Source organism: Cohnella mopanensis (assembly GCF_022352055.1).
GTDB lineage: Bacteria > Bacillota > Bacilli > Paenibacillales > Paenibacillaceae > Cohnella > Cohnella mopanensis.
Map to the genome: position 1 here is coordinate 1 of NZ_JAKRWM010000003.1, position 26,792 is coordinate 26,792.

Genomic DNA, 26,792 nt, shown 5'->3' on the forward strand with positions numbered 1-26,792 from the left:
ACTTACAATCCCGAGAAGCCTTGCTGAGCAAGGCTTCTTTTTCTATTCCAAGATATGTGTAGGACAATTCGTTCGATAGATTAGGCACAGTATCGTAATTGACTGTAGAGAGACAGGACAAATATAATTGGTTTATGAGCATACCAATTTTATCCACCAAACTTTATATACCGCAGCCGCGGCCTAACGCGGTGTTTCGCCCGCGCCTGATCGAGCGTCTCGATGACGGCCGGCAACGGAAGCTGAGCCTTATCTCAGCCTCGGCAGGCTCTGGTAAAACGACGCTGGTTAGCGAATGGTTAGCCCATTGCGATCGACCAGCTGCTTGGCTATCATTGGACGAAGGCGATAACGGCCTTGCGCGCTTTCTTACTTATCTCGTTGCCTCTTTGCAGACATTAGGGACAACGATTGGAGAAGGCGTATTTGGCATGCTCCAATCGCCGAATTTACCGCCTGCCGAAGCGATACTTACAGTTCTGATTAATGAAATCGCGTCCATTCCGGCCCCCTTCATCCAAGTACTTGACGACTATCACGTTATAAGTGCCAAACCGGTGCATGACGCTTTGCTTTATTTGTTTGAATACTTGCCACCGAACATGCACTTGGTCATAGCTACCCGCGAAGACCCCCATCTGCCGCTAGCTAAATTACGCGTTCGTAATCAACTTACGGAACTGCGCGCCGCGGACTTGAAGTTTACCCATTCAGAAGCCGCTGGATTTCTTAATCATGCGATGGGTCTTAACCTTTCTTCGGAACAAATCGCCCTACTTGAAGCCCGCACGGAAGGTTGGATTGCGGGCCTGCAATTAGCCGCCATCTCTATGCAGGGACAACAAGATACATCCAGCTTCATCGAGTCTTTCAATGGCAATCACTCTTTCGTGCTGGATTATCTGGTCGAAGAGGCGCTTCAACTGCAGTCCCCAAGCATACAGGCTTTCCTGCTACGCACTTCAATCCTCGACAGAATGTGCGGGTCGCTTTGCGATGCGGTTGCTCCCATGGACCTCGAACCTTTATCATCGGGGCAAGAAATCTTAGAATACCTTGGACGTGCCAACTTGTTCATCGTCCCCTTGGACAATGAGCGGCGATGGTTTCGTTATCACCATCTCTTTGCGGATTTACTGCGTCAGCGACTACAACTGCAACTGCAACAGAGCATTTTCCGGTCTAAGAACAGTGAAAACAGCGTAGAGGCCGAATTACACATACGAGCCAGCGAATGGTATGAAGACAATGGCCTGGAAATAGAAGCATTTCAACATGCAGTAGCGGCCAATGATGTTGAGCGCGCCGCACGCATAATGGAAGGCAATGGAATGCCGCTATACTTTCGAGGCGCCGTGGCACCCATGCTGAAATGGCTGGAGTCGCTGCCGGCAGGAGATCTGCATGCGAGACCTTCGTTGTCGGTGGCATATGCTTCGGTATTATTGTTCGACGGTCAAATCATTGGAGTTGAAGAAAAACTGCAAGCGGCAGAAGCAGTGCTGCAAGACATCGGTCCGGCTCCTAACATCCGAGACCTAATCGGACATATTGCCTCCATTCGGGCGACGTTAGCGGTTAGCCAACACGAGGCGGATATTATTCTTACCCAGTCGCGTCGCGCTCTGGAGTATTTGCACCCCGACAACGTGCCTATCCGCACGGCTACGACTTGGACACTAGGATATGCCTATCATCTCAAGGGTGACAGGACCGCGGCTATCCAAGCTTATTCCAAAGCGATAGATACAAGCCAAACGATTGGCCATCACATTATTACCCTTATGGCTTCGATTGGTCTTGGCAATATACAAGAGGCTGACAATCAACTCCATTTGGCAACCCAAACCTACAGGGAAGTTCTGCAACGAGCAGGGGATTCACCGTTGCCGCTCGTCTGCGAAGCGCATCTTGGCTTGGCCCGTATTTTGTACGAATGGAACGACTTAGACGCAGCGGAGCATCACGGGCAACATAGCATCCGACTGGCGCGGTTGTTGGAACACACGGATCGATTCGTAGCCGGCGAGGAATTTCTCGCCCGTCTAACCCTTGCCCGAGGAGACGCGGCAGGCGCTGCGGCTAATATAGCTAGGTCTAGTCATTTTGCGATCCAGCATAACTTCGTGCATCGGATACCTGAGGTTGTTGCTACGGAAGTACTTACCTTGCTTCGCCAAGGCAATCTGACGGCAGCCGCTCAACTGGCTCAAGCCCACGATCTCCCGCTAATTCAGGCCCGGGTTCACTTGGCCCATGGAGACACTTCAACAGCACTAGCGATGCTGGGGATAATACGCGAACAAATGGAGGCAAAAGATTGGAAGAATGAACGGCTAAAGGTTATGGTTTTGCAGGCGGTCACTCTATGTGCACATGGCGATATGGATAAAGCTGTACAACTGCTGGGAGATGCGCTGACGATGGCTGAGCCCGGCGGTTTCATTCGTATTTTCGTCGACGAAGGTGACCGCATGTCTATGCTATTGACCGAAGCATCCGCTCATGGGAAAATGCCAGACTACATAGGTAAATTGTTGGCCGTATTAGAAAGCGAGAAGCCGAGAACGGAAGGCGAATCTCCTTTGCTCTCTGTCCTGCCCCTGATAGAGCCATTAAGCGGACGCGAGTTAGAAATATTACAGCTGATTGCCCAAGGTCTCTCGAATAGCGAAATTTGCGAGAGACTCTACATCGCCCTAGATACCGTCAAAGGGCACAACCGCAGAATTTATGGCAAACTGCAAGTTCAAAGGCGCACCGAAGCTGTAGCGCGCGCCCGCGAGCTTGGTTTGTTGACTTGATCATTCTAAACCACACCTTAATCAACACCAAAGTGTCTATCCTTTACCCTTGATTGGTAGATATACTACGTGTACGCGCTGTTGCTTCATCAGAGTCGCGCTGCTAATCGTATCCTGGAGGTGACTCATGAAAGCCATCGTATGCACGAAATACGGACCACCGGATGTCCTTCAACTTCATAAGGTAGAAAAGCCTGTTCCCAAGGGGAATGAAATACGGATAAAAATACTTGCGGCAATCGCAACGCCGGCGGATTGCGCCTTTCGGAAAGCTGATCCGTTTATTGTCCGCTTAATTTATGGTTTCACAAGACCGAAGTATAGCGTGCTCGGGGTTGAGCTAGCCGGCGTAGTTGAAGCGGTAGGCAAAGACGTAGACCTATTCGAAATCGGAGACCCTGTTTGCGGTTTGAGTACGAAACGTTTTGGCGCTTATGCCGAATACTTGTGTCTGCCTGCAAATAAACCGGTCATTGTTAAACCGGCCAATGCCACCTTTGAAGATGCAGTAGGTATTTGTGAGGGCGCACCGACCGCACTAACGTTCCTAAGGGATACGGCAAATATTCAGCGTGGACATAAAGTGCTCATCAATGGCGCGTCCGGAGCGGTAGGCGCTTATGCGGTCCAGCTTGCAAAGTACTTTGGGGCAGAGGTTACCGGAGTATGCAGTACGACGAATGTAGATTTGGTAAAGTCTCTGGGAGCCGATCACGTAATTGATTACACCCGAGAGGATTTTACAAAAAGCGGTTTCGACTATGACGTTATTTTCGATGCGGTAGGCAAAAGTTCATTTTCACGTTGTAAAGGCGCTCTAAGACAAAGAGGGGTCTATCTCACGACTGTCCCCACCCTCGGGATCATATTTCAAATGTCGTGGACTTCAATATTCGGCGGCAAAAAGGCAAAGTTCACGGCTGCGGGATTAAAGCAGAATAAACAAAATCTAGTGTTTCTTAAAGAGCTCTTCGAGGCAGGGAAGATTGTTCCGGTTATTGATAGACGTTATCCGTTGGAGCAGGCTGTCGAGGCCCATAGGTATGTAGAAACGGGGCGTAAAAAGGGGAATGTAGTTCTCACCGTAGAACATAATCAGGATGGAGGAGCTTTATGAAAGCGATCGTATACACCCGATACGGGCCTCCGGATGTGCTTCAACTCCAAGAAGTAGAAAAGCCTATGATTAATGCCAATGAAATACTCATTAAAATCAAAGCGACTACAGTATCGGCCGGAGATGCTAGAGTTCGAAGGGGGACCCGGAAAACGTTGCCTTTCTGGCCCTTCTCTAAATTCGTAATGGGTATTAGAAAACCAAGAAAAACGATACTAGGGATCGAGCTTGCGGGAGAAGTCGAAGCCGTCGGCAAAGAGGTTCAACGGTTTCGGAAAGGCGACCAGGTTTTTGCGGTGAGCGGTTTTGCGTTCGGTGCCTATGCAGAATACATTTGTATGCCTGAAGACGGAGCGGTGGCCCTAAAACCGGCAAATATGACCTATGTGGAAGCCGCTGCCGTTCCCGTCGGGGCATCAAGTGCATTGTTTTTTCTTAGAAAAGGAAATATCCAAAGCGGCCATAAAGTTCTGATCATTGGCGCTTCAGGAAGCGTAGGGACATATGCGGTACAGCTTGCCAAGTGCTTTGGGGCAGAAGTGACCGGAGTGTGCAGTGGTACGAACGTACAATTGGTGAAGTCTCTCGGAGCCGACCACGTCATTGATTATACCCGAGAGGATTATACTCGAAGCGGTAAGACGTATGATATTATTTTGGACACGGTAGGCAAATCTTCGTTGTCCCGATGTAAGAGCACGCTAAAGGAAAAAGGGCTCTATGTTATGGTCGTCATGGATTTTCCTCAGCTTTTGCAAATTTTATGGACTTCGATGGTTAGTGGCAAAAAAGCGATATCCGGGATCGCAAACGAGAATAAGGAAAGTTTAGATTTCCTTAAAGAGCTTATCGAAGCGGGGAAGATCCAATCCGTTATCGATCGAAGGTACCCGTTAGAGCGCATTGTCGAAGCTCATAGCTACGTGGATAAGGGGCACAAAAAGGGAAATGTGGTTTTAACGTTGGAGGATTCAGAAATTTAGCGCAAGATGAAAAAGTGTGAGTATAGGGGGATTACCCTTGTACCCACACTTTTTTCTGATGTCGAGTTAAATGCTAGGCGAGATGGCGTGATTAAGGCTCCCTTGTGGCATAATGGATTTATACGTTCGAGATAAGGGAGAGTTAAGGATGCAACAATTCGAGAGAACACCGTTGGCAGACAACGTTGTAGACTTAGTAGCTACGGCGCGAGGGGATAAGAAGGCAACATTGGTCATTACGAACGGGACGTTAGTGAACGTCTGCTCCGGAGAAATCGTAAAAGGGATGAGCGTAGGCGTCCAAGGGTCCAGAATCGCTTATGTCGGTAAGGACGTTTCGCATATGATCGGAGAAACAACGAAGATCGTGGACGCGGAAGGCAAATACATCGCTCCGGGACTTTTAGATGGACATTGTCATATCGAGAGCACACAATTAACCGCGACCGAATTCGCGCGCGCGGTATTGCCGATGGGTACGACGGGTGGATTCTTCGATCCGCACGAGATGGCTAACGTGTTCGGAATCGAGGGAATCCGGCTAATGCTCGAAGAAGCGAGGAAAACTCCTCTTGCTGCTTACATGCAAGTGGCCTCTTGCGTCCCCGCAGCGGGTCCCGCGTTCGAGACGACAGGTGCGGCGATCGGTCCCAAGGAAGTAGCGGAAGCATTCACTTGGGGGAACGACATGATCGCGCTCGGCGAGGTCATGAATTTCCCGGGGGTTGTGTACGGCGATAACAATATGATGGGAATTGTGCAGGAGACGTTAAAAGCCGGTAAGCTTGTCGACGGCCATTTCACATGGCCGGCAACCGACTGGAGACTTCCGGTGTATGCGGCAGCAGGCGTGACAGGGGATCATGAATGCGTGACTCCGGAGGACGTGATCGAACGCGTTCGCCTCGGCATGTATGCGAAGATGAGGAGGGGTTCATCTTGGCATGATGTCGCTCAAACGGTTAAGGCACATACGGAATATGGACTCGATTCGCGGAGGATGATGCTCGTAACGGATGATAGAAGCTCGGAATCACTCCGTGAGGAAGGGCATATGAACTTCGTCGTTCGCGATGCCATCCGACAAGGGTTGAAGCCGATTACCGCATTTCAAATGGCAACCTTAAATACGGCAGAGAGATTCGGCGTAGCGAGAGACGTTGGATCGATCTCGCCCGGAAATTACGCCGATATGATTTTGTTGGATGGAAATCTAGCGGATGTGAATGTAGTAATGACGATTGCCGCGGGCACGGTTGTGGCCGAGAAAGGCCGAATGAGCGTGGAATGGCCGACATATGAATATCCGCAACGGGTGATGAACTCCGTACATATGACGGCGAACATCGCGGCGGAACAGTTCAACATTATGGCACCGATCCAAGAGGGAGTAGCTTCCGTACGTGTAATCGGCGTGATCGAGAACCATGTAGAGACGACGGAAGAGATCGTGGAATTACCCGTAGCAGACTCACGCTTGCACCTGGATAAAGCCGGACAATTGTGCAAAATCGCTGTATTCGAGCGGCATCATGGAACGGGTAACAGCTCGGTTGGCGTCTTGGCGAATGTAGGCTTTAACATTCCGGCGGCGATTGCGATGACGGTAGCTCACGATAGTCACAACCTGGTCGTAATCGGTAACTCCGACGAGCTGATGGCACAGGCTGCCAACGAAGTGATCGCCATGCAAGGAGGCGTTGCGGTCGTAACGGCGGGGAAGACGACGCAATTTCCGCTGCGCATCGCCGGCCTTATGTCCGCGGAGCCATACGAGGTCGCGTCAGAGCAATCAGCCGCGATTAGTCGTGCTCTAGTCGAAGCCGGTTGCGGACTCAATTATGCGTTCATGACGTTGTCTTTGCTGGCGTTAGTCGTCATTCCGACGCTGCGAATATCCGATAAGGGGCTCGTGCGCATATCGCCTGATGGTATTCAGCTAGTGCCGTTATTCTGCGATTAAGGCCATTTAAAAGAGAACCGGGACGGAGATGAGGCAACTCAACTTCTTCCCGGTTCTTTTTACATACGCAAACACAGTATCATTTTCCATCCTAACCTACCGAAATGATCCTTCCTTACATTAAAGTGCGTACTATTCAAAGCGGCGGCGGGTTGATAATCTTAGGAAAAAAGAAGGCGTGGTGAGCTCGTGTCAAATTATCGTCTGAGCCTAGGAAATCACAGCGTTAGCTGGGGAAAGGCGTTAGAGATCGACGATCTCATTGGCAATCAAGTTAAAGATTCGGTAACACGCTCGCAATCAATCGAGGGGTGGGATTGGGATCTCCCGGATGGCGTCTATCGCGCGAAAGAGATCGTTCGGGAATTAGGCACGTTACTGGCGGCCGTTAAGGTCCAGCTTGGGGAGTCAACTGACATGGAGGCGTTACTCGCCAATATTCAAGCTACGCTTGCCATCTCCGGCAGAGAAACGTCATTGCCTATCGGCTCGCTCATCGTGGAAGATAAAGCAAGGGCTGAACTTGCCCGTCAGGCACATAACATCGGAGTGACCCTGACGACTTGGGCAAGGGAGTTCGATTCCGAGGAATTGGCGTTAAAGCGTTATGGGAAAGAGATATTAGGCAGCCTACTATTCAGAAGCCGTTGCGATCATCATTTGTGGACGCATGAGGTCACGAATATGCTAACCGGTCCAGCGGGCAGCCCGGCGGTTATGCAGCTGTTCAACGAGTATTTACATCAGATCGTGCTCTTAAGGGATACTTATCTTCCGTTCGATAACTGGCAGGAGATTCCGATCGAGCTCCGCGATAGAAGTACGAAAGGACTGCGCGATCGTGAACAATCGCATTCTGCATTTATCTCCGAGTTCATGTTGAGACCGATCTCCCATAAGTTACTTGTGCGGTATGCCCAAAGCGTACTGGGCGTTGAATTGCCATCCGTCGGCTATGGCTTCCAATATCGACTAGGCACCATTCTTCCGGCGAGCTTAGCTTCTCCATTGGTTGAGTCTCCGATTTATTTGCTTCATTGGTATCCGGTATGGACGGCTGTGGACGAATCAGGCGAAGCCCCATGGCCCATCGCATTCGACTATGCTTACCCTGATTATTATTCGGCTTCCCGAAGCCAAGCGGGTGCAGGTATTCCGTATTCTCATCAAGAGAAGGAACCTAAGTTACGGACAATAAACGAAGCTCAGTTTCATGTGGCTGGAAAAGAGGAAGATAAGGTTCATTTGGATTATCGGTTCCGCATCAATACTGTCGATTATGCCGTAGACTTAGGACAAGCGCTAAGAGGACATCGGTTCAAATATCGACCGCTCACGAACGCGAATATCGCAACGGAAAATGCGGTAGAGAAGCATTCGGAAATCATCAGCCATCAGGCGGAAGAAATTGTTGGCTTACCGAATCTTGTGACGCATGTTTCGGGCATCCACTTGATCCGGACGGGCGGTAATGAACTCTTGAGATGGGCTTTGCTCGGCAAGCTTTATCCAGAGAACGTAATCGTGCTTGAGCGAGGAGATACCGAGGAGATCGTTGCTTCTAAACATGCGGGCAAAGGATTCGGCGCGAAGTTCCTGATTCATTGATCCAATCTAAAGCGATCGACATAATCCGCTCCATATTCGCAAAGCAATTGCAACATCGGAGCTAATCGCTGTCCTTGATCGGATAGATAATATTCGACCTTCGGTGGCACCACCGGATATACTTTGCGTACGATCAGGCCGTCGTTTTCCAAGTCTCTGAGCTGCATGGTCAACATTTTCTGGGTAGCTCCGGGTATCCGTTTTTGCAACTCGTTAAATCGAAACGTATGCTCCGCCAAGAAGCTTAAGATAAGTATTTTCCACTTGCCACTAATCAAATCGAGGATAATTTCGGAAGTACAGCGATATTGTTGGTTTCTGAATTCAATCAAATGGGACACCCCATATCATAAAGTTGAGTATTTTACTATGATTAATAGGGATTATAACAAAGTTGAGGGTGGGCTTCAAGATTGCTTTAAGCGTATATTTTTTGATTTTTCTGCATAACTCCGCTATGATAGAAATATACCGGCTCATGTAGTTTGGAAGCGGAGGTGTTCCTGCAAGATGGATATCGTGGAGCAAATCGACAAAATTAATCGGCAATTAACGGTCAAAGGTTATAAATTAACTCCTCAACGCGAGATCACGTTAAAGGTGCTGCTTGAGAATGAGAAAGATCATTTAAGCGCCGAAGATGTGTTCATGCTGGTCAAACAGAAATTTCCCGATATTGGTCTAGCTACGGTTTACCGTACGTTGGAGCTTCTCTCGGAATTGCATATCGTGCAAAAAATGAATTTCGGGGACGGTGTAGCCCGATTCGACCTTCGCATGGAAGGGCATGACCACATGCACCATCATTTGGTATGTAAAGTATGCGGGGCGTTAGAAGAGATCGAAGAGGATTGGCTGACGGATTTGGAGCAAAAAATTGCTCGCGAATACGGCTTTCAAGTGACCGATCATCGTCTGGATTTCAGGGGCGTCTATCAAACCTGCAAAAATAACAACAAACCATGCAAAAGGGTAGGAAAAGCGGTATCCTGATCCCAATGAACGTATAACAAGAAGCTGACTCAAAAGTGTAAACTTTTGAGCGGCTTCTTTTGTTTATGTCGATTGTAGCTTTTGGAGGGGATGTATCTCCTTCCGGTTGCTGTCGAAATCGTGAAATCTGATTCACCTAAGCCCTTAACAAGGGGATTTCACGATTTCAAAGGCAAACGCTGTCGCTCCTACAGGAGATACATTCCCTCTTTTTCTAATCGATTGAGGCAAGAAAAGCCAATAAAGACGCAAAAAGAAACCGCTTTTTAGTAAAATGGAAGTGCGACCTACCATTTACGAAAGGAACGGTTTCTTTGTTCATTCAATAAACCATATGTGAGCTGTTCCATAAGTGAACTTAACTACTTTTGGGACAGCCCCTGTATTATATTTGTTGTGCGGTTAAGTATATTTATTATTTCAGCTTCCAGATCGCTTGTCCTTTTTTGAAAGGATCGCTATAGATGAATTCCAATGTTGCATCTTTAGGTACGGCATAAGCGATTTCTCCTCGTAATTTCCTTCCAGCGCCAACGGTTCCATCGAAGCTCCCTTTACCATCTTCGGCAATAGTGAGGCTATGGTTAAATCCATCACCGTCCACGACTTTGGTGTTCAGCATGGAGGAAACGTTAGCATCTTCGGATCCCTTGTTCTCGGCTGTCACGTCTACAAGCAAGAAAATTTCGCCTTCGTCAGGTACGAACAGTTTACCTTTGGATTCGCGAATCCCGTTTACGGTGATAATCAAATCATCGAATTGGACGGAATCGCCTAGGTTGTAAATTTCATTAGCTGGTGATGCTTCAGGTGATGGGCTTTCCTTTTCGTTAGGTGCGGCTGCCGACGGTTTAGAATCTACCTTCGCAATATTTGCCTCCGTACATGCCGTTAATGCCAAAACGAGCGTACTTAATAAGGCCATTTTAATTATATTTCTCTTCATTTCCCAACCCACTCCTTAGGTCTATGTATTTTCTGGTACGTTCCAGATGATTTTATTTTAACCTAAAAGTCGAAAATTGGCGATATGTGGGATTTATTCCTGAAAACGAAGAAGACCACCAGCCTTTAACGGTTGGTGGGATGATCATGAAATTATTCGGTTAATTCATTAATAACCAGCACGCAAGATGATTACCAAAAGTACAAGCGCGAATGCAACGGCACCCATACCGTTTAATAAGGCGGTCACACAAACAATGATTAGTTGATTTGGTTAAACTCCACAGAATAAATCGATACTGCGGGGACACCTTAAGGGGGTAATCCATTATCCTTGAGGAGGTTTTCATTTTGAGAAAGTTTTTGTCCGGTTTCATGTTGTTCGCTTCTCTTTCCCTGGTACTCATGGTCCCTGCTTTCGCCGAAACAACCTCGAGCAAGATGAACGTCGACAATACTCCGTTGAGCGGACAGACAGGCATTAATAAAACTTATTACCCGAGTACGACGAACGGCACTTTAAATGGAACAACGACAGGGACTACACGAACGACAGGGATTACAGGGACTACAGGGACTACAGGAACGACAGGGATTACAGGAACGACAGGAACGACAGGGACGAACAACGGCTACTATTACAATCGGTTGAACGGCAGCCAAACGGGAACTGGATTGGGCACGGGGCTAGGAACAGGTTTCTTGGGTACCGGTCTAGGAACAGGCACTAATCGTACAGATGGAACGTACAGACCTTACAGCACCTATGGTACTGATGGCACTTACGGAACGTACGACTCGACGAGAATGAATGCTTACCGGCCGTATAGTACGACGAATTTAACGACACGTGGGAAACATAACGTCAGAGCAATGGAAACGACGACGACCAGACGCGGTTTTAGCTGGGGTTGGTTAGGGTTGATTGGCTTGTTCGGATTAGCCGGCATGCGCAGCCGTAGCAACAACGAAGTTCGTTAACTTTGTCCGAGTACGACGTTCCCCGTTCGCCATCAGAGGCGGGCGGGGATTTTTAATGAGCGATAACCTCGATCCGTTAATCCGCGAATTCGACATAACCTTTATTAAGGGAAGAGACCCGAGCTAACGATTCTACCCGATAGCCGATCTCCTGCAGCTTAGAGCTTCCGTTCTGGAACGCTTTCTCGATGACGATTCCGATTCCTGCAACTTTGGCGGATGCCTGTTCAACGATTCGCGCCATCGCTAACGCCGCTTCTCCATTGGCTAAGAAATCGTCGATAAGTAATACTCGATCGTCAGGAGTGATGAGCTTCCGAGAGATGGAAACTTCGCTTTCCTCCTTCTTAGTGAACGAATATACCTTCTCCGTATACAAGTCGTCTTGAAGCGTCAAAGATTTTCTTTTTCGGGCAAATATAACCGGAACGCCAAGCTCAAGTCCAGCCATAACCGCCGGAGCGATTCCGGACGATTCTATCGTCACGATCTTCGTAATGCCGCTTTCGCGAAAACGGTTTGCGAAAGTTCTGCCGATCTCCTGCATGAGCGAAGGATCGATCTGATGATTGAGAAACGAATCCACTTTCAACACTTGATCGCTAAGGACGATTCCTTCTTCGCGAATTTTTTTCTTCAGTAATTCCATTCTGCATCCCCCTCTTCGATCATTTTAACATTTGCCAACGAGTTAGGGAAAAGTCGTATTTGTTAGCATAAAATTATGTTAAACTGTGTAAACGAAAGTGACTATTAACTCATTCAATGGATATGGAATGCGATTTCGGTAGGGGAGATCAGCTATGAGATCATGGATCGTACGAGTACAAAAAATCTTGAAATGGCCCGTCAAAAGAATGGAAAGTAAATTGTTTACCGTTTTTTTGTTTCTTATTATTTTACCAATGGGCATTCTCAGTTATCTTTCTTCCGAACGCTACCAAAGATCAATCGAAAGTAATACGGTGACCTATGTTTCCCAAGTTTCGGATATCGTAATCAGCAAGCTTGACGATTATATGGAAGACATGAAGAAAATATCTATTATTCCTTCCTATGTAGACAACATCATGAATAACCTGGTCTTGTCCAACGAATATTTCGAGCGTCTGTCTAACGAAAAACGCGTCTCCGGCAATGCGATACCGGAGGGGGATGATATGTTGGAAAAGGAGCAATTGCCGGTTTTACAGCCGGAGGACGGCTTTGAGCAATTCGGCATCGGCGGGAAAATCAGGGACAGTATTTATTTTCTAAATACGATCAAGCAAGGGACGAATACGGTATATTTGTTCGATCAATACGATCATCCTTATTTCGTAGTTCGCGGAGGCGGCGTCCGCAATGACTTGGTAACGGTTTATCCAAAGTGGAAAACGCTTGCAAGCGAAGCTCACGGCAGGCCCGTGTTAGTCAGCACGCAAGAAGTGCTGGGTCCGAATCAAAGCGGACAATTTGTGTTTACGGTCGTTAGAGCGATCATCGGCCCCACATATGAGCAAATCGGAATGATCGCGATCGACGCGAACATTAGCGTAATCGAGAAATTCGTTCAAGATTTGGACCGGGATACGCACGGAACGACGCTGATCGTGGATGAAGAGGGAAGGGTCGTTTTTGATAGCGAGAAAAAATATTTAGGTCAAAATTTTAAGGACAATGAATTGTTAATCCAAGCGCGCGGACAAGCTGGAAGTTATCATGGCAATCTTAACGGCGAGCATATCCTGACGATCTATAAGCAGTCCCCTAGGACGGGGTGGAAAATACTAATTACCATTCCGGAAAGCCAACTGACGAGGGAAGCCGTCAAGACGAGAAACATAACGGAATGGACTGCGATTGCGATTATTGGTTTTGCCTTGGTCATCTCGCTCGTATTGATTCTTGCCTTGACCCAGCCACTGCGCTCTCTTATTCGATTAATGAAGGAAGTGCAGAACGGAAATCTTGATGTCGTATTTCCGGTTCGGCAACGTGATGAAGTGGGACTCGTAGGTAACGCCTTTAACCGGATGATCGTCCGGATCAAGTCGCTCATCGACGATGTGTATACAGTCGGCCAACGAAAGAAAGAAGCCGAGATCGAAGCTCTGCAGAACCAGATCAATCCGCATTTCATCTATAACACGCTGGAAGCGATTCGGATGACGGCCGTGATCAACGATGACTCGGAAGTTAGCGACATGGCTATGCTCTTGGGAAAATTATTGAGATACAGCATAGGGTCGGGTATGGAGACGGCGACTCTCACCCAGGAGTTGAACCATTTGGAGATGTATATCCAATTATTGAACTACCGATACAGCAATAAGTTCACATTTGAATTTCCGAATAAGCCTATGAACCTGAATATGCCGCTTATGAAATTGCTTTTCCAACCTATCGTCGAGAACAGCGTCTACCATGGAATGGACGAGTCGAAGAGAGGAATGGAAATCCGGATGAGTTACTGCCGGGAAGAAGGAAATCACCTCTTCACGATTGAAGACAACGGGATTGGAATGAGCGAGGACGCGCTATTCCGGTTAAGGTCGCGATTGGATGGAAGCGACAATTCCGAGAAGGGGAGAGGCATCGGTTTAAGAAATGTTCACGAACGGCTTAAGCTAAGATACGGAGAAATGTATGGCATTAGCGTAGAGAGCGGCAAAGGGAAGGGAACGAAAGTCATTATACGCTTTCCCGATAATCCGAAAGAGGGGGAATTACTTCATGGTTAACATAATCGTCGTCGATGACGAAGAACGTATTCGTCTAGGCTTGGTCAAACTCATCTCCCAAATCGGCGAGGATTATCAAGTGAGAGGGATTTATGCCAGCGGGATTGAAATGTTGGAAGACATAGACAACGTGCAAGCGGATTTTCTGATTACGGACATTAAAATGCCAATGTTAAACGGATTGGAGCTTGTCGAGAAGGTCAAAACGCTGCGCCCGGATATGAAGTTCGCGATCTTAAGCGGATTCGACGACTTCTCGTATGCGCGTCAAGCGCTTCGTTACGGGGCCATGGAATATTTGTTGAAGCCGGTGGACAAGACGGAATTGGAGCGTTTGTTATGGAAGGTAAAGTCGGAACTGGAACTAGAAGCGAACGAGAATAAGTTAAGCGTCGAGGATCATCTGAAGCTGCTGCTCTTGAACGATCCGGAAGATTTGCCTACGCATATGACGGAAGCAGCATCTCGATATTTAACGGCGTTTCCCTCGTTGCAAGGCCATTTCGCTGTATTCGTGCTAAGGGGCATGCCGGCCGTCACGAAGCAGAATTGGCAATTCGCCTCGGCGGGTTCGCCGCGCGAGTGGTTTTTCGTTGAACGCGATGAGCAGACGACCGTGGCGATCGTATGTATCGGCGACAGAGATCACGCGGATACGACGAAGGAACTTGCCCAAACGCTGATCTATCGTTTGCCGGCAACGTGTTGCGGGCAATTGGGTTGCAGCGATGTATTCAATGGCTCTAATTGGCTGAGGCAGTCTTACCTGCAGGCGGAGAAGGCTATTCAATATGGCTGGTATTCGAGCGCGAAAAAAGGGTATACCGTCTATTCGGATTTGCCTAAGAAGCAGGAGTCGTACGCAAATCCCTACATTATGATTGATAGAGCGTTCCGCGAGGCTCTTACGTTGACCGACTACGCCCGCGCCCGCGAATCTTTGCAACTGTGGGCCGAAGAGATTATAGAACGCAGGCCTCAATGGGACGACTTGTTTGATGCTTGCGTTGCCTTGTTAGCCCATCTGGCGCAACAGCCCCAATCTATCGTTGAACGGCCGGAAAGCTTTGCGAACGCGAGAGCGTTTACTTCGTATTTTCTCGATTTAATGTTTGAACGCTTATCGGAGAAGGAACTGGCACGTCAAGAAAACAGAGTCGTTGAGACGGTTAAAGCTTATATTCGGAATCATTACACGGAAGAGATGGAGCTTAACCGTTTAGCGGAAAAAGTTTTTTTGACGCCAAGCTATTTAAGCAAGTTATTTAAGACGGAAACAGGTGAGACGCTGACCGAATATTTCATTTCCGTGAGGATCGATCGGGCGAAAGAACTTCTGAGAGACCATATAGCGCTCAAAACTTATGAAGTGGGAGAAAAGGTCGGCTATTTCGATCCGGCTTATTTCAACAAAATTTTCAAAAAAACGGTCGGATGCACGCCGAAAGAATATCGAGATCGGATCAGATAGGATAATTAGGTTCGCGTTATCTAAATTCAAGACAAGGAAAACAAACGTAGTCCCTTTTTATTACATAACAAATGATCGTATAATTAGTTTCGTGAAAACGGTATCATTTCATAAAACGACGATTGCATTGGAAAGAAGGGAACTAAAATGTTTAACTTCAGCTACAAGACACAACGGTATATGATCTTATTCGGTTTTCTCACGATACCGCTCGCGCTGCTGTTCACCTTTACGTTTTATCCGGCGGCGGCCTTGCTCTATTTCAGCTTCACGGAGTGGGACGGGCTCGGTTACGACATGAAATGGATCGGCCTTGACAATTACAAGGAAGTGTTCGCTCGCCCGGAATTATTCGGCGTATTTCAGCACAACTTGTATTATTTCATCGGCGGGCTTGTCCAATTGGCCGCCGCCTTGTATTTCGCTATTATTCTGACAGGCAAAGTCCGCGGACGGAATTTCTTTCGGGCTATAATTTTCTTGCCATATATTTTGCATAGCGTTGCGACTGCTATTATGTTCAAAAATATTTATCATGCGGAATACGGCGTCATTAATGTGGTTCTTGGTTCTTTAGGTTTGGAGTCGTGGCAGCAATTGTGGCTGGCCGACACTCGATTCAACAATTTCGCGTTAGCATTCGTTTCAATGTGGAAGTTTCTCGGTTTAAACATGGTTATCTTTATCGGAGCGCTTCAATCGATTCCGGACGATATGTACGAGGCGGCCAAAATCGACGGGGCTTCGAGATGGCAAAGCTTCCGGTTCATCACGATCCCGAGCATTCGACGAGTTATCGAATTAATGATGATCTTGACTCTTACGGGAGCGCTTGAGGTATTCGATATTCCGAAGGTTATGACGAACGGGGTAAACGGAACGAATACGTTCATTCTGCAAGCGATCGATACGGCCTATTCCTATCAGAAGTTCGGTCTCGCATCCGCGATGTCGGTTGTGTTGTTATTAATGGTTGTCGCGCTCATTCTTATTCAACGCAAATTTCTGTTCAAAGGAGAGGAATGACGATGGATCGCTACGAGAATCCTCTATTTACAGTGTTTAAGTACGTTAGCTTGATTTTCGCTACGATTATCGTACTGTTTCCGATCTATTCCGTCTTCGTAGGGTCATTCAAAACCCAGAAGGAATATTACACGAGCGGTTTGGGATTGCCTGATAATTTCTTCAATTTTGATAATTTCGCGCGCGTATTCGAGGTCGGCAGGCTGGATATCGGCTTCCTAAATATCGGAACGATCATTCTAGTCGCGGTCTGCGGTAATATTTTGCTAGGATCCATGGTCGCATACGCTGTCGGCCGGTTTGAGTTCAAGCTGAAAAATTCAATCGTCGGTATGTTTCTCATCGGGCAGCTAATCCCGACGATTACGACGCAAGTCGCGCTATTCAGCGTAGTAAAAGGATTAATGCTGTACAATAAGCTCGCTGTCGCCATGGTTCTGTATATGGGCGCCGACGTTCTGCAGATCATTATTTATTTGCAATTCGTCAAAAGCATTCCGAGGGATCTGGACGAAAGCGCGATGATAGAAGGAGCTTCCTTATTCAAGATTTACCGTTCGATTATATTCCCGATGCTCGGGCCGGCAACGGCTACTCTCGTTATTCTGAAGACGATATCGATTTATAACGATTACACCGTACCGTTTCTGTTCATGCAATCGCAAAGGCTGCAAGTCGTATCGACGGCCATATCCGCATTCGTCGGGCCCAACGCTGCTCAATTGAATCTGATTTCCGCCGCGATTATGGTTATTTTTATCCCGACTGTCGTGATTTTCCTTTTGCTTCAGCGATTTATTTTCTCGGGCGTGACTAATGGTGCAGTAAAATAAACCAAACAAATTCCGCTAACAAATGAAATATGTTATTATAACAAATAACCTAATTCGTCCATTTAGAGCGGAGTGAAGGCAGTCATGTCGATGAGAAAAGTTACGATGCAACAAATCGCCGATTATGTAGGCGTTTCGAAATTCGCCGTATCTAAGGCTCTATCCGGCAAGTCGGGCGTTAGCACGGAAACTAGAGAAAAAATCATCCAGTCGGCTACGCAGTTAGGGTATTTCGCCCAGAAGAAAACAAGGCCGTCGGTTAAACGAAATACGGAAAAAAAGCTCGATCAAAGGGACACGATCGTCGTTCTCATTCCCAATGTACGGTACCAGAACAGACAGTCTTATTACTGGGGCAGAATTCTTGACGGGATTACGACCGTTCTAGACTCTAACCGGCTCGGAATGGTTATCGTTACGGAGCACGTTCAAGAGAACTTGGCCAAGTTAATCAATCCGGAGGGGCTCGTTGGATTGATCGGAGTAGGCCTCATCTCGAATCAATTGCTGCTCGATATCCGTAATTGGGGCGTTCCTTTCGTACTGATCGATCATGAAGATCCGCTTATTCCATCGGATGTTTTGTTCATGAATAACTACGAATGCTCCAGAAGAATCGCGAATTATTTGGCGGGAATGGGTCACACTCATTTTCAATTCGTCGGCAATATTCGTTATTCGCACAGCTTCTACGACCGCTGGCTAGGGTTCCGTTCTATTTTGGAGGAGTCGAACATTCCTTTGAATCAGAATGCGGAGCTGCTGGCGCTCGAAGGGGATAATCGTTCGGAAATAACGGACAATCTCCATCTGATTCTCAAGAAAATGCAAGATAACGGCGAGCTTCCGACTTCCTTCGTGTGCGCGAACGACTCGTTAGCGATTTGCGTCATGACCGTTCTGACCAGGCTTGGCGTAGACGTGCCTTCCATGTGCTCGGTTACCGGCTTCGACGATATCGAGGATGCCGTATTAGCGCAGCCATCGCTGAGCACCGTACATGTAAACAAAGAAGCGCTTGGGTATAGGGCAGTCGAGATGCTGCTTAGGCGCGTGGGACATCCCGATAGTCCGAAGGAAAAAATATTGCTCACGGGCGATTTTATTTTGCGGGATTCCACTGGAAAGGCTCCCGCCGACGGGTCTGTCTAGCGTTACTTTTCTAAATGGCTGTTTCCGACAATAAGAGCTAAAACTCTAAATCGGAAACAGCTTTTTTTTATGCAAAAAAACGGTATTGGAGTGATTGACAATCCAGCCGGCGGTGATAGAATCGTAATTATATTGTTATTAATAATTATGTTTGTTATTAATAACAAAATCATAATAAGGATCTATTTCAATCAGCTTAGGAGTGAGCGGGTAAATGAAAACCTGGGAAGCAACGGTATGCGGCATGACTTGGGGATGGACCGGGGTGCGCGGAACCTGGAATACCCCTGATGCGGAGCATTCGATAGAAAAGATGTCAGCCATCGGGGTCAATTGGGTCGGAATCGCTCTGGCGGCCGTTCAGGACAACGCGCAATCGACGGATATTCTTTTTCAAGGGCCGGGCTCGCCAACGGTTACGGATGAGGAAGTCAGATGGGCCATACGGAAGTCGAAGGCATTGGGGTTAAAAGTATGTTTAAAGCCGGTCGTGAATTGTAACAATGGGACATGGCGCGCGCATATCGGCTTTTTCGACGACGAAATTCCCGGAGAACCGAGTTGGCGGCAATGGTTCGCCTCATATGGACGATTTATTATGCATTATGCCGCGATTGCCGAAGAAGAAGGCTGCGAGATGTTATGCATCGGCTGCGAGATGGTTCAAGCGGATAAAAGGGAAGCCGAGTGGCGCGCCCTTATCGGCGAGGTCAGGAACGTATATCAAGGTTTGATCACGTACAATTGCGATAAATATCAAGAGGAGAGAGTGAAATGGTGGGATGCGGTCGATATCATTTCCTCCAGCGGATATTACCCGGTTAAGGAATGGGAAACGCAATTGGACAGAATCGAAGCGGTGGTGAAAGCTTGGGATAAGCCGTTTTTCTTCATGGAAGCCGGCTGTCCGAGCCGAGTCGGCTCCGGCATGAAGCCGAATGATTGGAATTGGGTCGGGGCTCCGTCCGAAGAGGAACAGAGCGAATACTACAAAACGATGTTCGAAAGCTGCGGCCGAAGGGATTGGGTTCAAGGTTATATGTTGTGGGATTGGCCGGCTAAATTATACGAACCGCAAGAAGCGTCTAACAATGACGATTACTGCATGTATGGTAAAAAAGCCGAAGATGTCGTTCGAAGGTATTATACATCGCTGTCGGAACAGACTTCGGGGGTGCGGTAAATGCAACTCGGGCAGTTGGAGCAATGGAAAGACGAGATCGGTCAGGAACTAGAGGAGAATATACTAAACTTCTGGATTCGGCATACGCAGGATAAGCTGCACGGAGGCTTCATCGGCGAGATTTCCAGCGATATGACTATGAAACCGGAAGCGGACAAAGGTCTAGTCTTGAACGCCAGAATATTGTGGACGTTCGCATGCGCGTATCGGCATGCCCCCGATGAACGATATTTGGAAATGGCGCGAAGAGCTTACGATGAGCTTTGGAATCAGTTTCGCGACCAGGAGCACGGCGGGCTGCATTGGATGGTGGATGTAGACGGAACGCCGACCCAACCGAAAAAGCAAGTATACGGCCAAGCTTTTACGATCTATGCTTTAGCGGAATTTTACCGCGCGCTTCCTGACCCAGAAGTATTGCGCTGGGCGGTTGAGCTTTACGAGCTATTAGAGAAGCATGCGTACGATAACGTGCATCTCGGCTATTTCGAAGCCATGGCTTCCGATTGGTCGCCAACCCGGGAAATGAGCCTAAGCGGCAAAGACATGAATGAGCCTAAGTCGATGAACACCCATCTCCATGTGCTGGAAGCGTACACGAATCTTTATCGGATTTGGAAGCCGGAAGGGCTTCGCGGTAAGCTCGCCGGGCTTATCGATATTCATCTGGACAAGATCGTAGACGGCGGCAATCATCACTTCAAGTTGTTTTTTAGCGAGGATTGGGTGTCGCAGACGTCGCACATCTCTTATGGGCACGACATTGAGGGAAGCTGGCTGTTGCTGGAAGCGGCGGAAGTGCTCGGGGACGATATCCGCACGGAGAGAGTCAAGGCAGAAGCGATCGAAATGGCGAGAGTAACTTTGGCGGAAGGCACGGACTTCGACGGGGCCATTCTGAACGAATCGGACGGGCAAGGACATCTGGACGATACGAAAGATTGGTGGCCGCAAGCGGAAGCGGTCGTCGGTTATCTGAACGCTTATCAGCTAACGGGAGAACAAACGTTTTTGGAAGCCGCGAAAAATAGCTGGGCGTTCATTCAAAGCTACATTCGGGACGACGAGAATGGGGAATGGCATTGGGGGGTTACCCGCGATGGCCAGCCGATCGCCGGCGAACCGAAGGTTAGCGCGTGGAAATGTCCGTATCACAACAGCCGCGCTTGTTTCGAGGCCATGGAACGTATTAAGCACATCCTAACAACGGAGGGAAATCGATGAGTGAATTTATGAATCTTTTGAAACAATTGGCGGACAATCATGAGGCAGTCGTAAATAGGAAAAACGCTCTCGCGCACAATGGGAACGGAGTGTTCTCCCGGTACGAGCATCCTGTCATTACCAATGAGCATACGCCGTTATATTGGCGCTACGATCTGAATCCGGAAACGAATCCGCATTTAATGGAACGAATCGGCGTGAACGCGGCATTTAACCCCGGTGCAATTCGATTAAACGGCAAATACTTGCTGATGGTTCGGATAGAAGGCGTTGACCGCAAATCGTTCTTCGCGGTAGCCGAGAGCGACAGCCCGGCCGAAGGCTTCCGATTCTGGAATTACCCGGTACTTCTCCCCGAGACGGAGGACCCGGATATCAACGTGTACGACATGCGTTTGGTGCAGCATGAAGACGGATGGATTTACGGTTTGTTCTGCAGCGAACGTAAGGACCCGGACGCCCGGCCGGGGGATACGTCCAGCGCGGTCGCTCAAGGGGGGATCGTGCGCACGAAGGATCTCAAGACGTGGGAGCGATTGCCCGATCTGAAGACGCCATCTCCGCAGCAGAGAAACGTAGTGCTGCACCCTGAATTTGTCGACGGTAAATACGCATTCTACACGCGGCCACAAGACGGATTCATCGATACCGGTGCGGGTGGCGGTATCGGCTGGGGATTGTCGGCCAGCATGAATCCGGCCGTTCTGGAGCAAGAAACGCTGGTGGATGAGAAGAAATACCATACGATTAAGGAAGTCAAGAACGGTCAAGGGGCGGCTCCGATCAAGACCGACTACGGTTGGCTGCATATCGCTCACGGCGTTCGGAATACGGCGGCGGGTTTGCGTTATGTCATCTATGCGTTCATGACGGACCTCCGTCACCCCGACAAGGTCATTCATTCCCCTGGGGGACATTTGATTGCGCCGGAAGGCATCGAGCGGGTAGGCGACGTATCCAACGTCGTATTCTGCAACGGCGTCATTCAGGACGGCAATCACGTTCATATTTACTATGCTTCCTCGGATACCCGAATTCACGCCGCTTCGACTACCGTTGAGAAGCTTGTCGATTACTGCATGAATACACCGGAGGATCCATTGCGTTCCAGAGCATGCGTCGAGCAGCGCCATGAGCTTATTCGGCGGAATTTGGAGCTTATGGAATCTCCCGAATATTGTTTTTTGAAAAAAAACAACTCATGATAAACGCTAACAAACGTTAATACCGGCACCTAAATAAATGAAAATGTTAGCATAATTCGAGACAACAAAAACAAAATGAGAGCATTTTCAACACCGGAATTAACTTTATAATTAGGTAATGTAAGCGATGCCACGATTCGTGTTCCCGGCTCGCAAAACTTATCTATCTGGGGGTATTTATCGAGATGAAGAAAAATTTATTAGTCGCATTGGTCTTGGTGATGTCGATGACGTTGTTCGCGGCATGCGGAAAAAGCAACAACAATAACTCCGCTTCCTCGTCCGCGCCGGCTAGCGAGAAAGCGTCCGAGCCTGCATCCAGCGACAGCGGATCCGCAGCCGAATCCGATCTGGGCGGCAAGATTACGTTCGTTACCACGCGTACGGATATGAAGAACGACGGCACACTAGACAAATATGCGGCTAAATTCAAAGAGAAGTATCCTAAGGCAGAGTTCGAATGGGTTGCGATCACGGATTATGCGCAAGAAATCAAAGTTCGCTTGACGACAGGCGAAGCAGGGGACGTAAGCTTCCTGGATTCCAGCCTTCCGCTTAACGAATTGCCGAATTATTATGAGCCATTGCCGGACAGCTTGTTCGAAGATGCTTATTTCCCGGACATCAAAGCATGGGATGGCAAACGTTACGGTATCGCGACAGGCGTTAATACCCAAGGTATCGTATATAACAAATCGGCATTCAAAGCTGCTGGCATCGACAAAGTACCGGCGACGTTAGACGAGCTTTACGCTGCTGCCGAGAAATTGAAAGCGGCTAATATCGTTCCGTTGTACATGAACGTCGGCGCTATGTGGCCGATTACGAACTGGGGCGAGAACGGCGTATGGTACGTTGCCGGACAAGGCAATTTCTTCGACCAATTCGTAACCGATGATGCACCATACAAAATGGACAACGCATGGGGAACATTGTTATCGATCGGACGCGAGTTCGTAAAAAGAGGGTATACGGAAAAAGATCTAGCGACGAATAACTGGGAAATGTCCAAAGGTGAAGTCGCTACGGGCAAAGCGGGAATGTACTTCCTGGGCAACTGGGTTATTCCACAACTTATCGGTGCAGGCGCGAATTCGGAAGATATCGGATTTTTCCCGCTTCCTTACGACAACAAAGGCGGTAGCTACAACGTACCGCGCGGTCCTGACTACTTCATCGGCGTAAGCAAAGACAGCAAAAACAAAGAGTTGGCTATTAAATGGGCAGAGTTCTTCGTTAAAGAATCCGGGTATACGGACGCTGGCGGCTACTTACCGGTATACAAATCCCAATCGTCGAACAACCCGCAATTGGCAGAGTTCGATACCTTTAAGCCTAACTACATCGAAAGCTTGGCTTCAGACCCTAAATTCAACGAAATCGCGAATAAAGCGGAAATCGACCTGTACGGCGGGAAGTACATCCAAAAAATCTTGACTTCCAAAGACATGCAAGCGGAGTTTGACGCGCTTAACGCGAAATGGAAAAAAGCAAAAGCAAGCCTAGGTTACTAGGATAAAATGAATGGTTATGTTAAAGACCTCCCGGCAATCCGTCGGGAGGTCTTTGAATTCCGCCGAATATCTCGGATCGCACATAAATTTTTCCATTTCACTCCATACTGAGTGGAGAGTCGTATTAACGATGCCCACGATGGAGGATTAAACGATGAAAATGAAGCAGACAACGTTCCGATTTAAAATGGCAGCCGTTCTTTGCGCGGGTATGCTGATAGGGGCATTTCCCGCTCAAGCGGGTGGGTTCGACCCTCTAGAAGTGAATAGGCCCGCTAAGTCCGTATCCCGTCAAATTGCCGTCGTGATCGATGATTTCGGCAACGGGATGAAAGGAACGGAGCAAATGCTTGATTTGCCCATCAAGCTGACGGTCGCTGTCATGCCGTTCCTTCCAACGACGAAGCGAGACGCGGAAGCAGCGCACGTCAAAGGCCATGACGTCATCGTGCATCTTCCTATGGAGCCCGTCAGAGGCTTGAAAAGTTGGCTGGGTCCCGGTTCGATTACAACCGATCTCACCGACGAGGAAATCCGCAAGCGCGTCGAGGCGGCGATTGCGGACGTTCCGCATGCGATCGGGATGAACAACCATATGGGCTCCAAGGCTACGGCGGATAAGCGGGTCATGCGGGTAGTGCTGCAAGTATGCAAGGAGAAGGGGCTATTTTTCCTCGATAGCCGTACTTCCTATAAAACCGTCGTGCCGAAGATAGCCGAAGAGATAGGTATCGCTACGCTCCATAACGATGTGTTCCTTGATGACGTCTATACCCAGAATCATGTCCTGCATCAGATTTCCGTGGTGAAGAAGTTTCTGGCGCAGAACGAACGCTGTATCGTCATTGGCCATGTCGGCGCTCCGGGTTTGTTCACTTCAAGCGTCTTGAAAAATTCGATTCCGGATTTGCAGAGCAAAGCGGTATTCGTACGTTTAACGCAGCTGCTCCCCATGCCAGAGCCTTTCGATCAAGGACAGAAGGTAAAGTAGCTTTCAATTCCGCTTGCTATGGCCGCGGCTAACCGATTCTGCCCGGGGATGGAGGTGAGCATCGCTCGATCGCCGGGATCATTGAGGAAGGCCGTCTCCACGATTACGCTGGGCACTTGTACCCGGTTAAGCAAATAATATTTGTTAGCCACTTGCGGAAGGCGGAACCTGTTTTGCTGCTGATTTAAGTTGATCTGGATGAAGCTGGCCAGCATAGCGCTGCGGCCTTCGTCCTGATGAATAACGAGCGGTCCTCTTTTCTTCCCTTTGGACCAATTCACATGAATGCTTACGAAAATAGAGGATCCGATCTCATCGGACAAGCCCCGGCGTTGGGATAGATCGCGCCGATGCCTGGAACGGGTAAGGTGCCATCGGTTATCGTCGCTAAGCGCGTAATCGCCGGTACGGTTAAGAATGACTTTAATGCCTTTGCTGCGAAGCAACAAATACAGCTTACGGGATATAGCCAGGTTAATATCCTTCTCGAGCACATCTTTCCAATGCGTGCCGCTGTCGATACCTCCGTGGCCGGCATCGATGATCACATCGGCGGTCGGCAAGGCACGCTTCACGTTCGGAGGTTCATACTCTCCTCTCCAGCCGGTAAGCATTAGGATTGCGATCACGATAAGCATCATGCGAAACAAATTGGCTTCGCCTCCGTCCTTTTGTCCTCGATGAATTACATTCGATACCCGTTATCGTGGCACAAATTCGACTGACTCATACAAGCGTTGGATCGATTTTTGCCTGTTAGTCGGACCGGAGATTGAGCAGCGAAGTTTTGGGGCATTCTAAGGTCAAGGAGGCGATGAAAGATGGATAGCTCTGAGTATTTGAAGTACATGACGGAGAAGGTCGTTAAATATATAGACAGTCCGACCGAAGCGGATGCGGAAGAAACGAAGCCGAACAGGAAAATAAGCCGTGAACCGTGGCTAACGAGATGGTTCGGAATGGCTCCGATGGGAATTATGATGTGGTGGGGGAGCAGAACGAACAGAAATCAAGAAACGCACCCTGAGGTGCGCTCCGTGAACGACTCTTTATCGATAAAATAGTCCATTGCCTCTTAGCGAATCTAAGGGGATGAAGCGGGTTCCTTCCATATCCATTGCCAAATCCAAACGGCCGTTCGACCAACGCTGATAACCGATCACCGAAACAGCGTAAAGCATCGTATCTCCGAACGGTTCCGTTACATAACGCAGATGCTGGTTGTTGTTCAAGCGCTTCTGCAATTTCGAGACGTCTTTCACGGAGAAGGGCGTCTCTTTGGTGAGCCAAGGAAGTTTCTCATAAGGATCGAACGGTTCATTGAGCCGGATCGTTACGGTACGTAAACCCGCTTTCGAAACTGCTCTACTGTCAGGATTGGGGAACATCTTCTTCCACTGGGTACTATTAACGGGCAATTGTTCTGCGGATTTCGCGTCCAACCATACGGTTTCTTGGCCGATCGTAACTTCCCAAGCGGCTGCGAACGGGTGGACATAGTGTTTGACCGTCTTGAACGGTTGGTTCTCATCCGTAAGCAAGCCGCCGTCGACAAGGGATTGCTTCAATCGTTGCTGGGAGAATAGCGTATAGGAACCGATGCCGTATTCACCGAGCTGGAAAGAACCATCCGTTACGGCATGGACGACCATATAGCCGATATCTTTGCCTTCTTTCGTAAACAACACAAGCCAACTGTGCGTACCCGGACCGAGTGCCTCGATCTGCGGGTCGGCTGTTTGCCATGCTTTGAAGGCTTTCTGTTCGGCAAGACGGGCAACCCATTCTTGAATTTGCTGTTCCAGCTTCGAAGGAAGCCTGGCTTGCACGGCGGCGGATGCGGCGAATGCCTCCCGCATAGGGATTACCCCTATGAACAATGAAATCAGTAACGCGACAAACAGAAGGGTTAGCGCTCGCCTTCTGGGCGGATTTGGCCGAACGATCAAAGCTCATCACCTGCATTTTGTTGGAGTTAGGTAAGGATTGACGTATTTGCGCTCTTATTGTAATGGACTTGCCCTGCCGAGACTGTTACAACTTGTCAGCGAAACTCGCGCTTCGAAGTTCTAATTT

General features: G+C 48.5%; 23 protein-coding genes. 18 read left to right on the forward strand and 5 right to left on the reverse strand.

The window, feature by feature from the left end:
• Positions 1–134 precede the first annotated feature (134 nt).
• From L3D05_RS07270 to L3D05_RS07290, 5 genes are all read left to right on the forward strand, one after another.
• Positions 135–2,804, forward strand: a complete 2,670-nt coding sequence (locus L3D05_RS07270) for a winged helix-turn-helix domain-containing protein (RefSeq protein ID WP_239615364.1) — start codon at positions 135–137, stop codon at positions 2,802–2,804.
• Positions 2,805–2,931: 127 nt separating this feature from the next.
• A complete protein-coding gene (locus L3D05_RS07275; RefSeq protein WP_239615365.1) occupies positions 2,932–3,921 on the forward strand; it encodes an NAD(P)-dependent alcohol dehydrogenase in 990 nt (329 codons plus the stop codon).
• On the forward strand, positions 3,918–4,904 hold the full coding sequence (locus tag L3D05_RS07280) for an NAD(P)-dependent alcohol dehydrogenase (protein ID WP_239615366.1): 987 nt from the start codon (positions 3,918–3,920) through the stop codon (positions 4,902–4,904). The genes L3D05_RS07275 and L3D05_RS07280 overlap by 4 nt, the downstream gene beginning before the upstream one ends.
• Before the next feature lie 148 nt (positions 4,905–5,052).
• Positions 5,053–6,867 carry an adenine deaminase gene (locus L3D05_RS07285; RefSeq protein WP_239615367.1) on the forward strand — a complete coding sequence of 605 codons (1,815 nt, stop codon included), beginning with the start codon at positions 5,053–5,055 and terminating at the stop codon, positions 6,865–6,867.
• Between the two features lie 189 nt (positions 6,868–7,056).
• A complete protein-coding gene (locus tag L3D05_RS07290; RefSeq protein WP_239615368.1) occupies positions 7,057–8,475 on the forward strand; it encodes a hypothetical protein in 1,419 nt (472 codons plus the stop codon).
• On the opposite strand, the gene L3D05_RS07295 is transcribed toward L3D05_RS07290, so the two are convergent.
• Positions 8,469–8,807, reverse strand: a complete 339-nt coding sequence (locus L3D05_RS07295) for a winged helix-turn-helix transcriptional regulator (protein WP_239615369.1) — start codon at positions 8,805–8,807, stop codon at positions 8,469–8,471. The genes L3D05_RS07290 and L3D05_RS07295 overlap by 7 nt on opposite strands.
• Before the next feature lie 178 nt (positions 8,808–8,985).
• On the opposite strand from L3D05_RS07295, the gene fur reads away from it, so the two are divergent.
• On the forward strand, positions 8,986–9,468 hold the full coding sequence (gene fur, locus L3D05_RS07300; protein WP_239615370.1) for a ferric iron uptake transcriptional regulator: 483 nt from the start codon (positions 8,986–8,988) through the stop codon (positions 9,466–9,468).
• 415 nt (positions 9,469–9,883) lie between these two features.
• Here fur and L3D05_RS07305 read toward each other — a convergent pair whose 3' ends face one another.
• Positions 9,884–10,414, reverse strand: coding sequence for a DUF4352 domain-containing protein (locus tag L3D05_RS07305; RefSeq protein ID WP_239615371.1), 531 nt, complete (start codon positions 10,412–10,414; stop codon positions 9,884–9,886).
• Positions 10,415–10,764: 350 nt separating this feature from the next.
• Between L3D05_RS07305 and L3D05_RS07310 the strand changes: the two genes are divergently transcribed.
• Positions 10,765–11,394 (forward strand): WGxxGxxG family protein, encoded by a 630-nt coding sequence (locus L3D05_RS07310; protein ID WP_239615372.1) that lies wholly within the window; start codon positions 10,765–10,767, stop codon positions 11,392–11,394.
• Between the two features lie 76 nt (positions 11,395–11,470).
• Here the strand turns inward: L3D05_RS07310 and L3D05_RS07315 are convergent, their stop codons facing one another.
• Entirely contained in the window at positions 11,471–12,043 is a 573-nt protein-coding gene (locus L3D05_RS07315) for a xanthine phosphoribosyltransferase (protein ID WP_239615373.1), read from the reverse strand.
• A gap of 154 nt (positions 12,044–12,197) precedes the next feature.
• Here L3D05_RS07315 and L3D05_RS07320 point away from each other — a divergent pair, with 154 nt between their 5' ends.
• From L3D05_RS07320 to L3D05_RS07365, 10 genes are all read left to right on the forward strand, one after another.
• Positions 12,198–14,117 (forward strand): sensor histidine kinase, encoded by a 1,920-nt coding sequence (locus L3D05_RS07320; RefSeq protein WP_239615374.1) that lies wholly within the window; start codon positions 12,198–12,200, stop codon positions 14,115–14,117.
• Positions 14,110–15,588: a response regulator gene (locus L3D05_RS07325; protein ID WP_239615375.1), complete on the forward strand. Its 1,479-nt coding sequence runs from the start codon at positions 14,110–14,112 to the stop codon at positions 15,586–15,588. Before L3D05_RS07320 ends, L3D05_RS07325 begins: the two co-directional genes overlap by 8 nt.
• 147 nt (positions 15,589–15,735) lie before the next feature.
• Complete coding sequence (locus L3D05_RS07330; protein WP_239615376.1) at positions 15,736–16,614, forward strand: carbohydrate ABC transporter permease; 879 nt, start codon at positions 15,736–15,738, stop codon at positions 16,612–16,614.
• 2 nt (positions 16,615–16,616) lie between these two features.
• Positions 16,617–17,447 (forward strand): carbohydrate ABC transporter permease, encoded by an 831-nt coding sequence (locus L3D05_RS07335; RefSeq protein ID WP_239615377.1) that lies wholly within the window; start codon positions 16,617–16,619, stop codon positions 17,445–17,447.
• An 84-nt stretch (positions 17,448–17,531) separates the two neighbouring features.
• Positions 17,532–18,599, forward strand: coding sequence for a LacI family DNA-binding transcriptional regulator (locus tag L3D05_RS07340; RefSeq protein ID WP_239615378.1), 1,068 nt, complete (start codon positions 17,532–17,534; stop codon positions 18,597–18,599).
• Between the two features lie 214 nt (positions 18,600–18,813).
• Entirely contained in the window at positions 18,814–19,782 is a 969-nt protein-coding gene (locus L3D05_RS07345) for a glycoside hydrolase family 113 (RefSeq protein WP_239615379.1), read from the forward strand.
• On the forward strand, positions 19,783–21,006 hold the full coding sequence (locus tag L3D05_RS07350; RefSeq protein ID WP_239615380.1) for an AGE family epimerase/isomerase: 1,224 nt from the start codon (positions 19,783–19,785) through the stop codon (positions 21,004–21,006).
• On the forward strand, positions 21,003–22,211 hold the full coding sequence (locus L3D05_RS07355; protein WP_239615381.1) for a glycoside hydrolase family 130 protein: 1,209 nt from the start codon (positions 21,003–21,005) through the stop codon (positions 22,209–22,211). Before L3D05_RS07350 ends, L3D05_RS07355 begins: the two co-directional genes overlap by 4 nt.
• A 185-nt stretch (positions 22,212–22,396) precedes the next feature.
• Positions 22,397–23,725: an ABC transporter substrate-binding protein gene (locus L3D05_RS07360; RefSeq protein WP_239615382.1), complete on the forward strand. Its 1,329-nt coding sequence runs from the start codon at positions 22,397–22,399 to the stop codon at positions 23,723–23,725.
• Positions 23,726–23,879: 154 nt separating this feature from the next.
• On the forward strand, positions 23,880–24,716 hold the full coding sequence (locus tag L3D05_RS07365) for a divergent polysaccharide deacetylase family protein (protein ID WP_239615383.1): 837 nt from the start codon (positions 23,880–23,882) through the stop codon (positions 24,714–24,716).
• Here the strand turns inward: L3D05_RS07365 and L3D05_RS07370 are convergent.
• Complete coding sequence (locus L3D05_RS07370) at positions 24,695–25,357, reverse strand: N-acetylmuramoyl-L-alanine amidase family protein (RefSeq protein WP_239615389.1); 663 nt, start codon at positions 25,355–25,357, stop codon at positions 24,695–24,697. The two genes, L3D05_RS07365 and L3D05_RS07370, sit on opposite strands and share 22 nt — an antisense overlap.
• Before the next feature lie 180 nt (positions 25,358–25,537).
• Between L3D05_RS07370 and L3D05_RS07375 the strand changes: the two genes are divergently transcribed.
• On the forward strand, positions 25,538–25,780 hold the full coding sequence (locus L3D05_RS07375) for a YqzE family protein (RefSeq protein ID WP_239615384.1): 243 nt from the start codon (positions 25,538–25,540) through the stop codon (positions 25,778–25,780).
• Here L3D05_RS07375 and L3D05_RS07380 read toward each other — a convergent pair.
• Positions 25,766–26,575 (reverse strand): hypothetical protein, encoded by an 810-nt coding sequence (locus L3D05_RS07380; RefSeq protein WP_239615385.1) that lies wholly within the window; start codon positions 26,573–26,575, stop codon positions 25,766–25,768. The two genes, L3D05_RS07375 and L3D05_RS07380, sit on opposite strands and share 15 nt — an antisense overlap.
• Between the last annotated feature and the right edge of the window lie 217 nt (positions 26,576–26,792).

Excerpts from the sequence above, each read along its gene's own strand:
- L3D05_RS07270 (WP_239615364.1), top strand. The coding sequence starts at position 135 with ATGAGCATACCAATTTTATCCACCAAACTTTATATACCGCAGCCGCGG.
- L3D05_RS07275 (WP_239615365.1), top strand. The coding sequence starts at position 2,932 with ATGAAAGCCATCGTATGCACGAAATACGGACCACCGGATGTCCTTCAA.
- L3D05_RS07280 (WP_239615366.1), top strand. The coding sequence starts at position 3,918 with ATGAAAGCGATCGTATACACCCGATACGGGCCTCCGGATGTGCTTCAA.
- L3D05_RS07285 (WP_239615367.1), top strand. The coding sequence starts at position 5,053 with ATGCAACAATTCGAGAGAACACCGTTGGCAGACAACGTTGTAGACTTA.
- fur (WP_239615370.1), top strand. The coding sequence starts at position 8,986 with ATGGATATCGTGGAGCAAATCGACAAAATTAATCGGCAATTAACGGTC.
- L3D05_RS07305 (WP_239615371.1), bottom strand. The coding sequence starts at position 10,414 with ATGAAGAGAAATATAATTAAAATGGCCTTATTAAGTACGCTCGTTTTG.
- L3D05_RS07315 (WP_239615373.1), bottom strand. The coding sequence starts at position 12,043 with ATGGAATTACTGAAGAAAAAAATTCGCGAAGAAGGAATCGTCCTTAGC.
- L3D05_RS07320 (WP_239615374.1), top strand. The coding sequence starts at position 12,198 with ATGAGATCATGGATCGTACGAGTACAAAAAATCTTGAAATGGCCCGTC.
- L3D05_RS07325 (WP_239615375.1), top strand. The coding sequence starts at position 14,110 with ATGGTTAACATAATCGTCGTCGATGACGAAGAACGTATTCGTCTAGGC.
- L3D05_RS07330 (WP_239615376.1), top strand. The coding sequence starts at position 15,736 with ATGTTTAACTTCAGCTACAAGACACAACGGTATATGATCTTATTCGGT.
- L3D05_RS07335 (WP_239615377.1), top strand. The coding sequence starts at position 16,617 with ATGGATCGCTACGAGAATCCTCTATTTACAGTGTTTAAGTACGTTAGC.
- L3D05_RS07340 (WP_239615378.1), top strand. The coding sequence starts at position 17,532 with ATGTCGATGAGAAAAGTTACGATGCAACAAATCGCCGATTATGTAGGC.
- L3D05_RS07345 (WP_239615379.1), top strand. The coding sequence starts at position 18,814 with ATGAAAACCTGGGAAGCAACGGTATGCGGCATGACTTGGGGATGGACC.
- L3D05_RS07350 (WP_239615380.1), top strand. The coding sequence starts at position 19,783 with ATGCAACTCGGGCAGTTGGAGCAATGGAAAGACGAGATCGGTCAGGAA.
- L3D05_RS07355 (WP_239615381.1), top strand. The coding sequence starts at position 21,003 with ATGAGTGAATTTATGAATCTTTTGAAACAATTGGCGGACAATCATGAG.
- L3D05_RS07360 (WP_239615382.1), top strand. The coding sequence starts at position 22,397 with ATGAAGAAAAATTTATTAGTCGCATTGGTCTTGGTGATGTCGATGACG.
- L3D05_RS07365 (WP_239615383.1), top strand. The coding sequence starts at position 23,880 with ATGAAAATGAAGCAGACAACGTTCCGATTTAAAATGGCAGCCGTTCTT.
- L3D05_RS07370 (WP_239615389.1), bottom strand. The coding sequence starts at position 25,357 with ATGATGCTTATCGTGATCGCAATCCTAATGCTTACCGGCTGGAGAGGA.
- L3D05_RS07375 (WP_239615384.1), top strand. The coding sequence starts at position 25,538 with ATGGATAGCTCTGAGTATTTGAAGTACATGACGGAGAAGGTCGTTAAA.
- L3D05_RS07380 (WP_239615385.1), bottom strand. The coding sequence starts at position 26,575 with ATGCGGGAGGCATTCGCCGCATCCGCCGCCGTGCAAGCCAGGCTTCCT.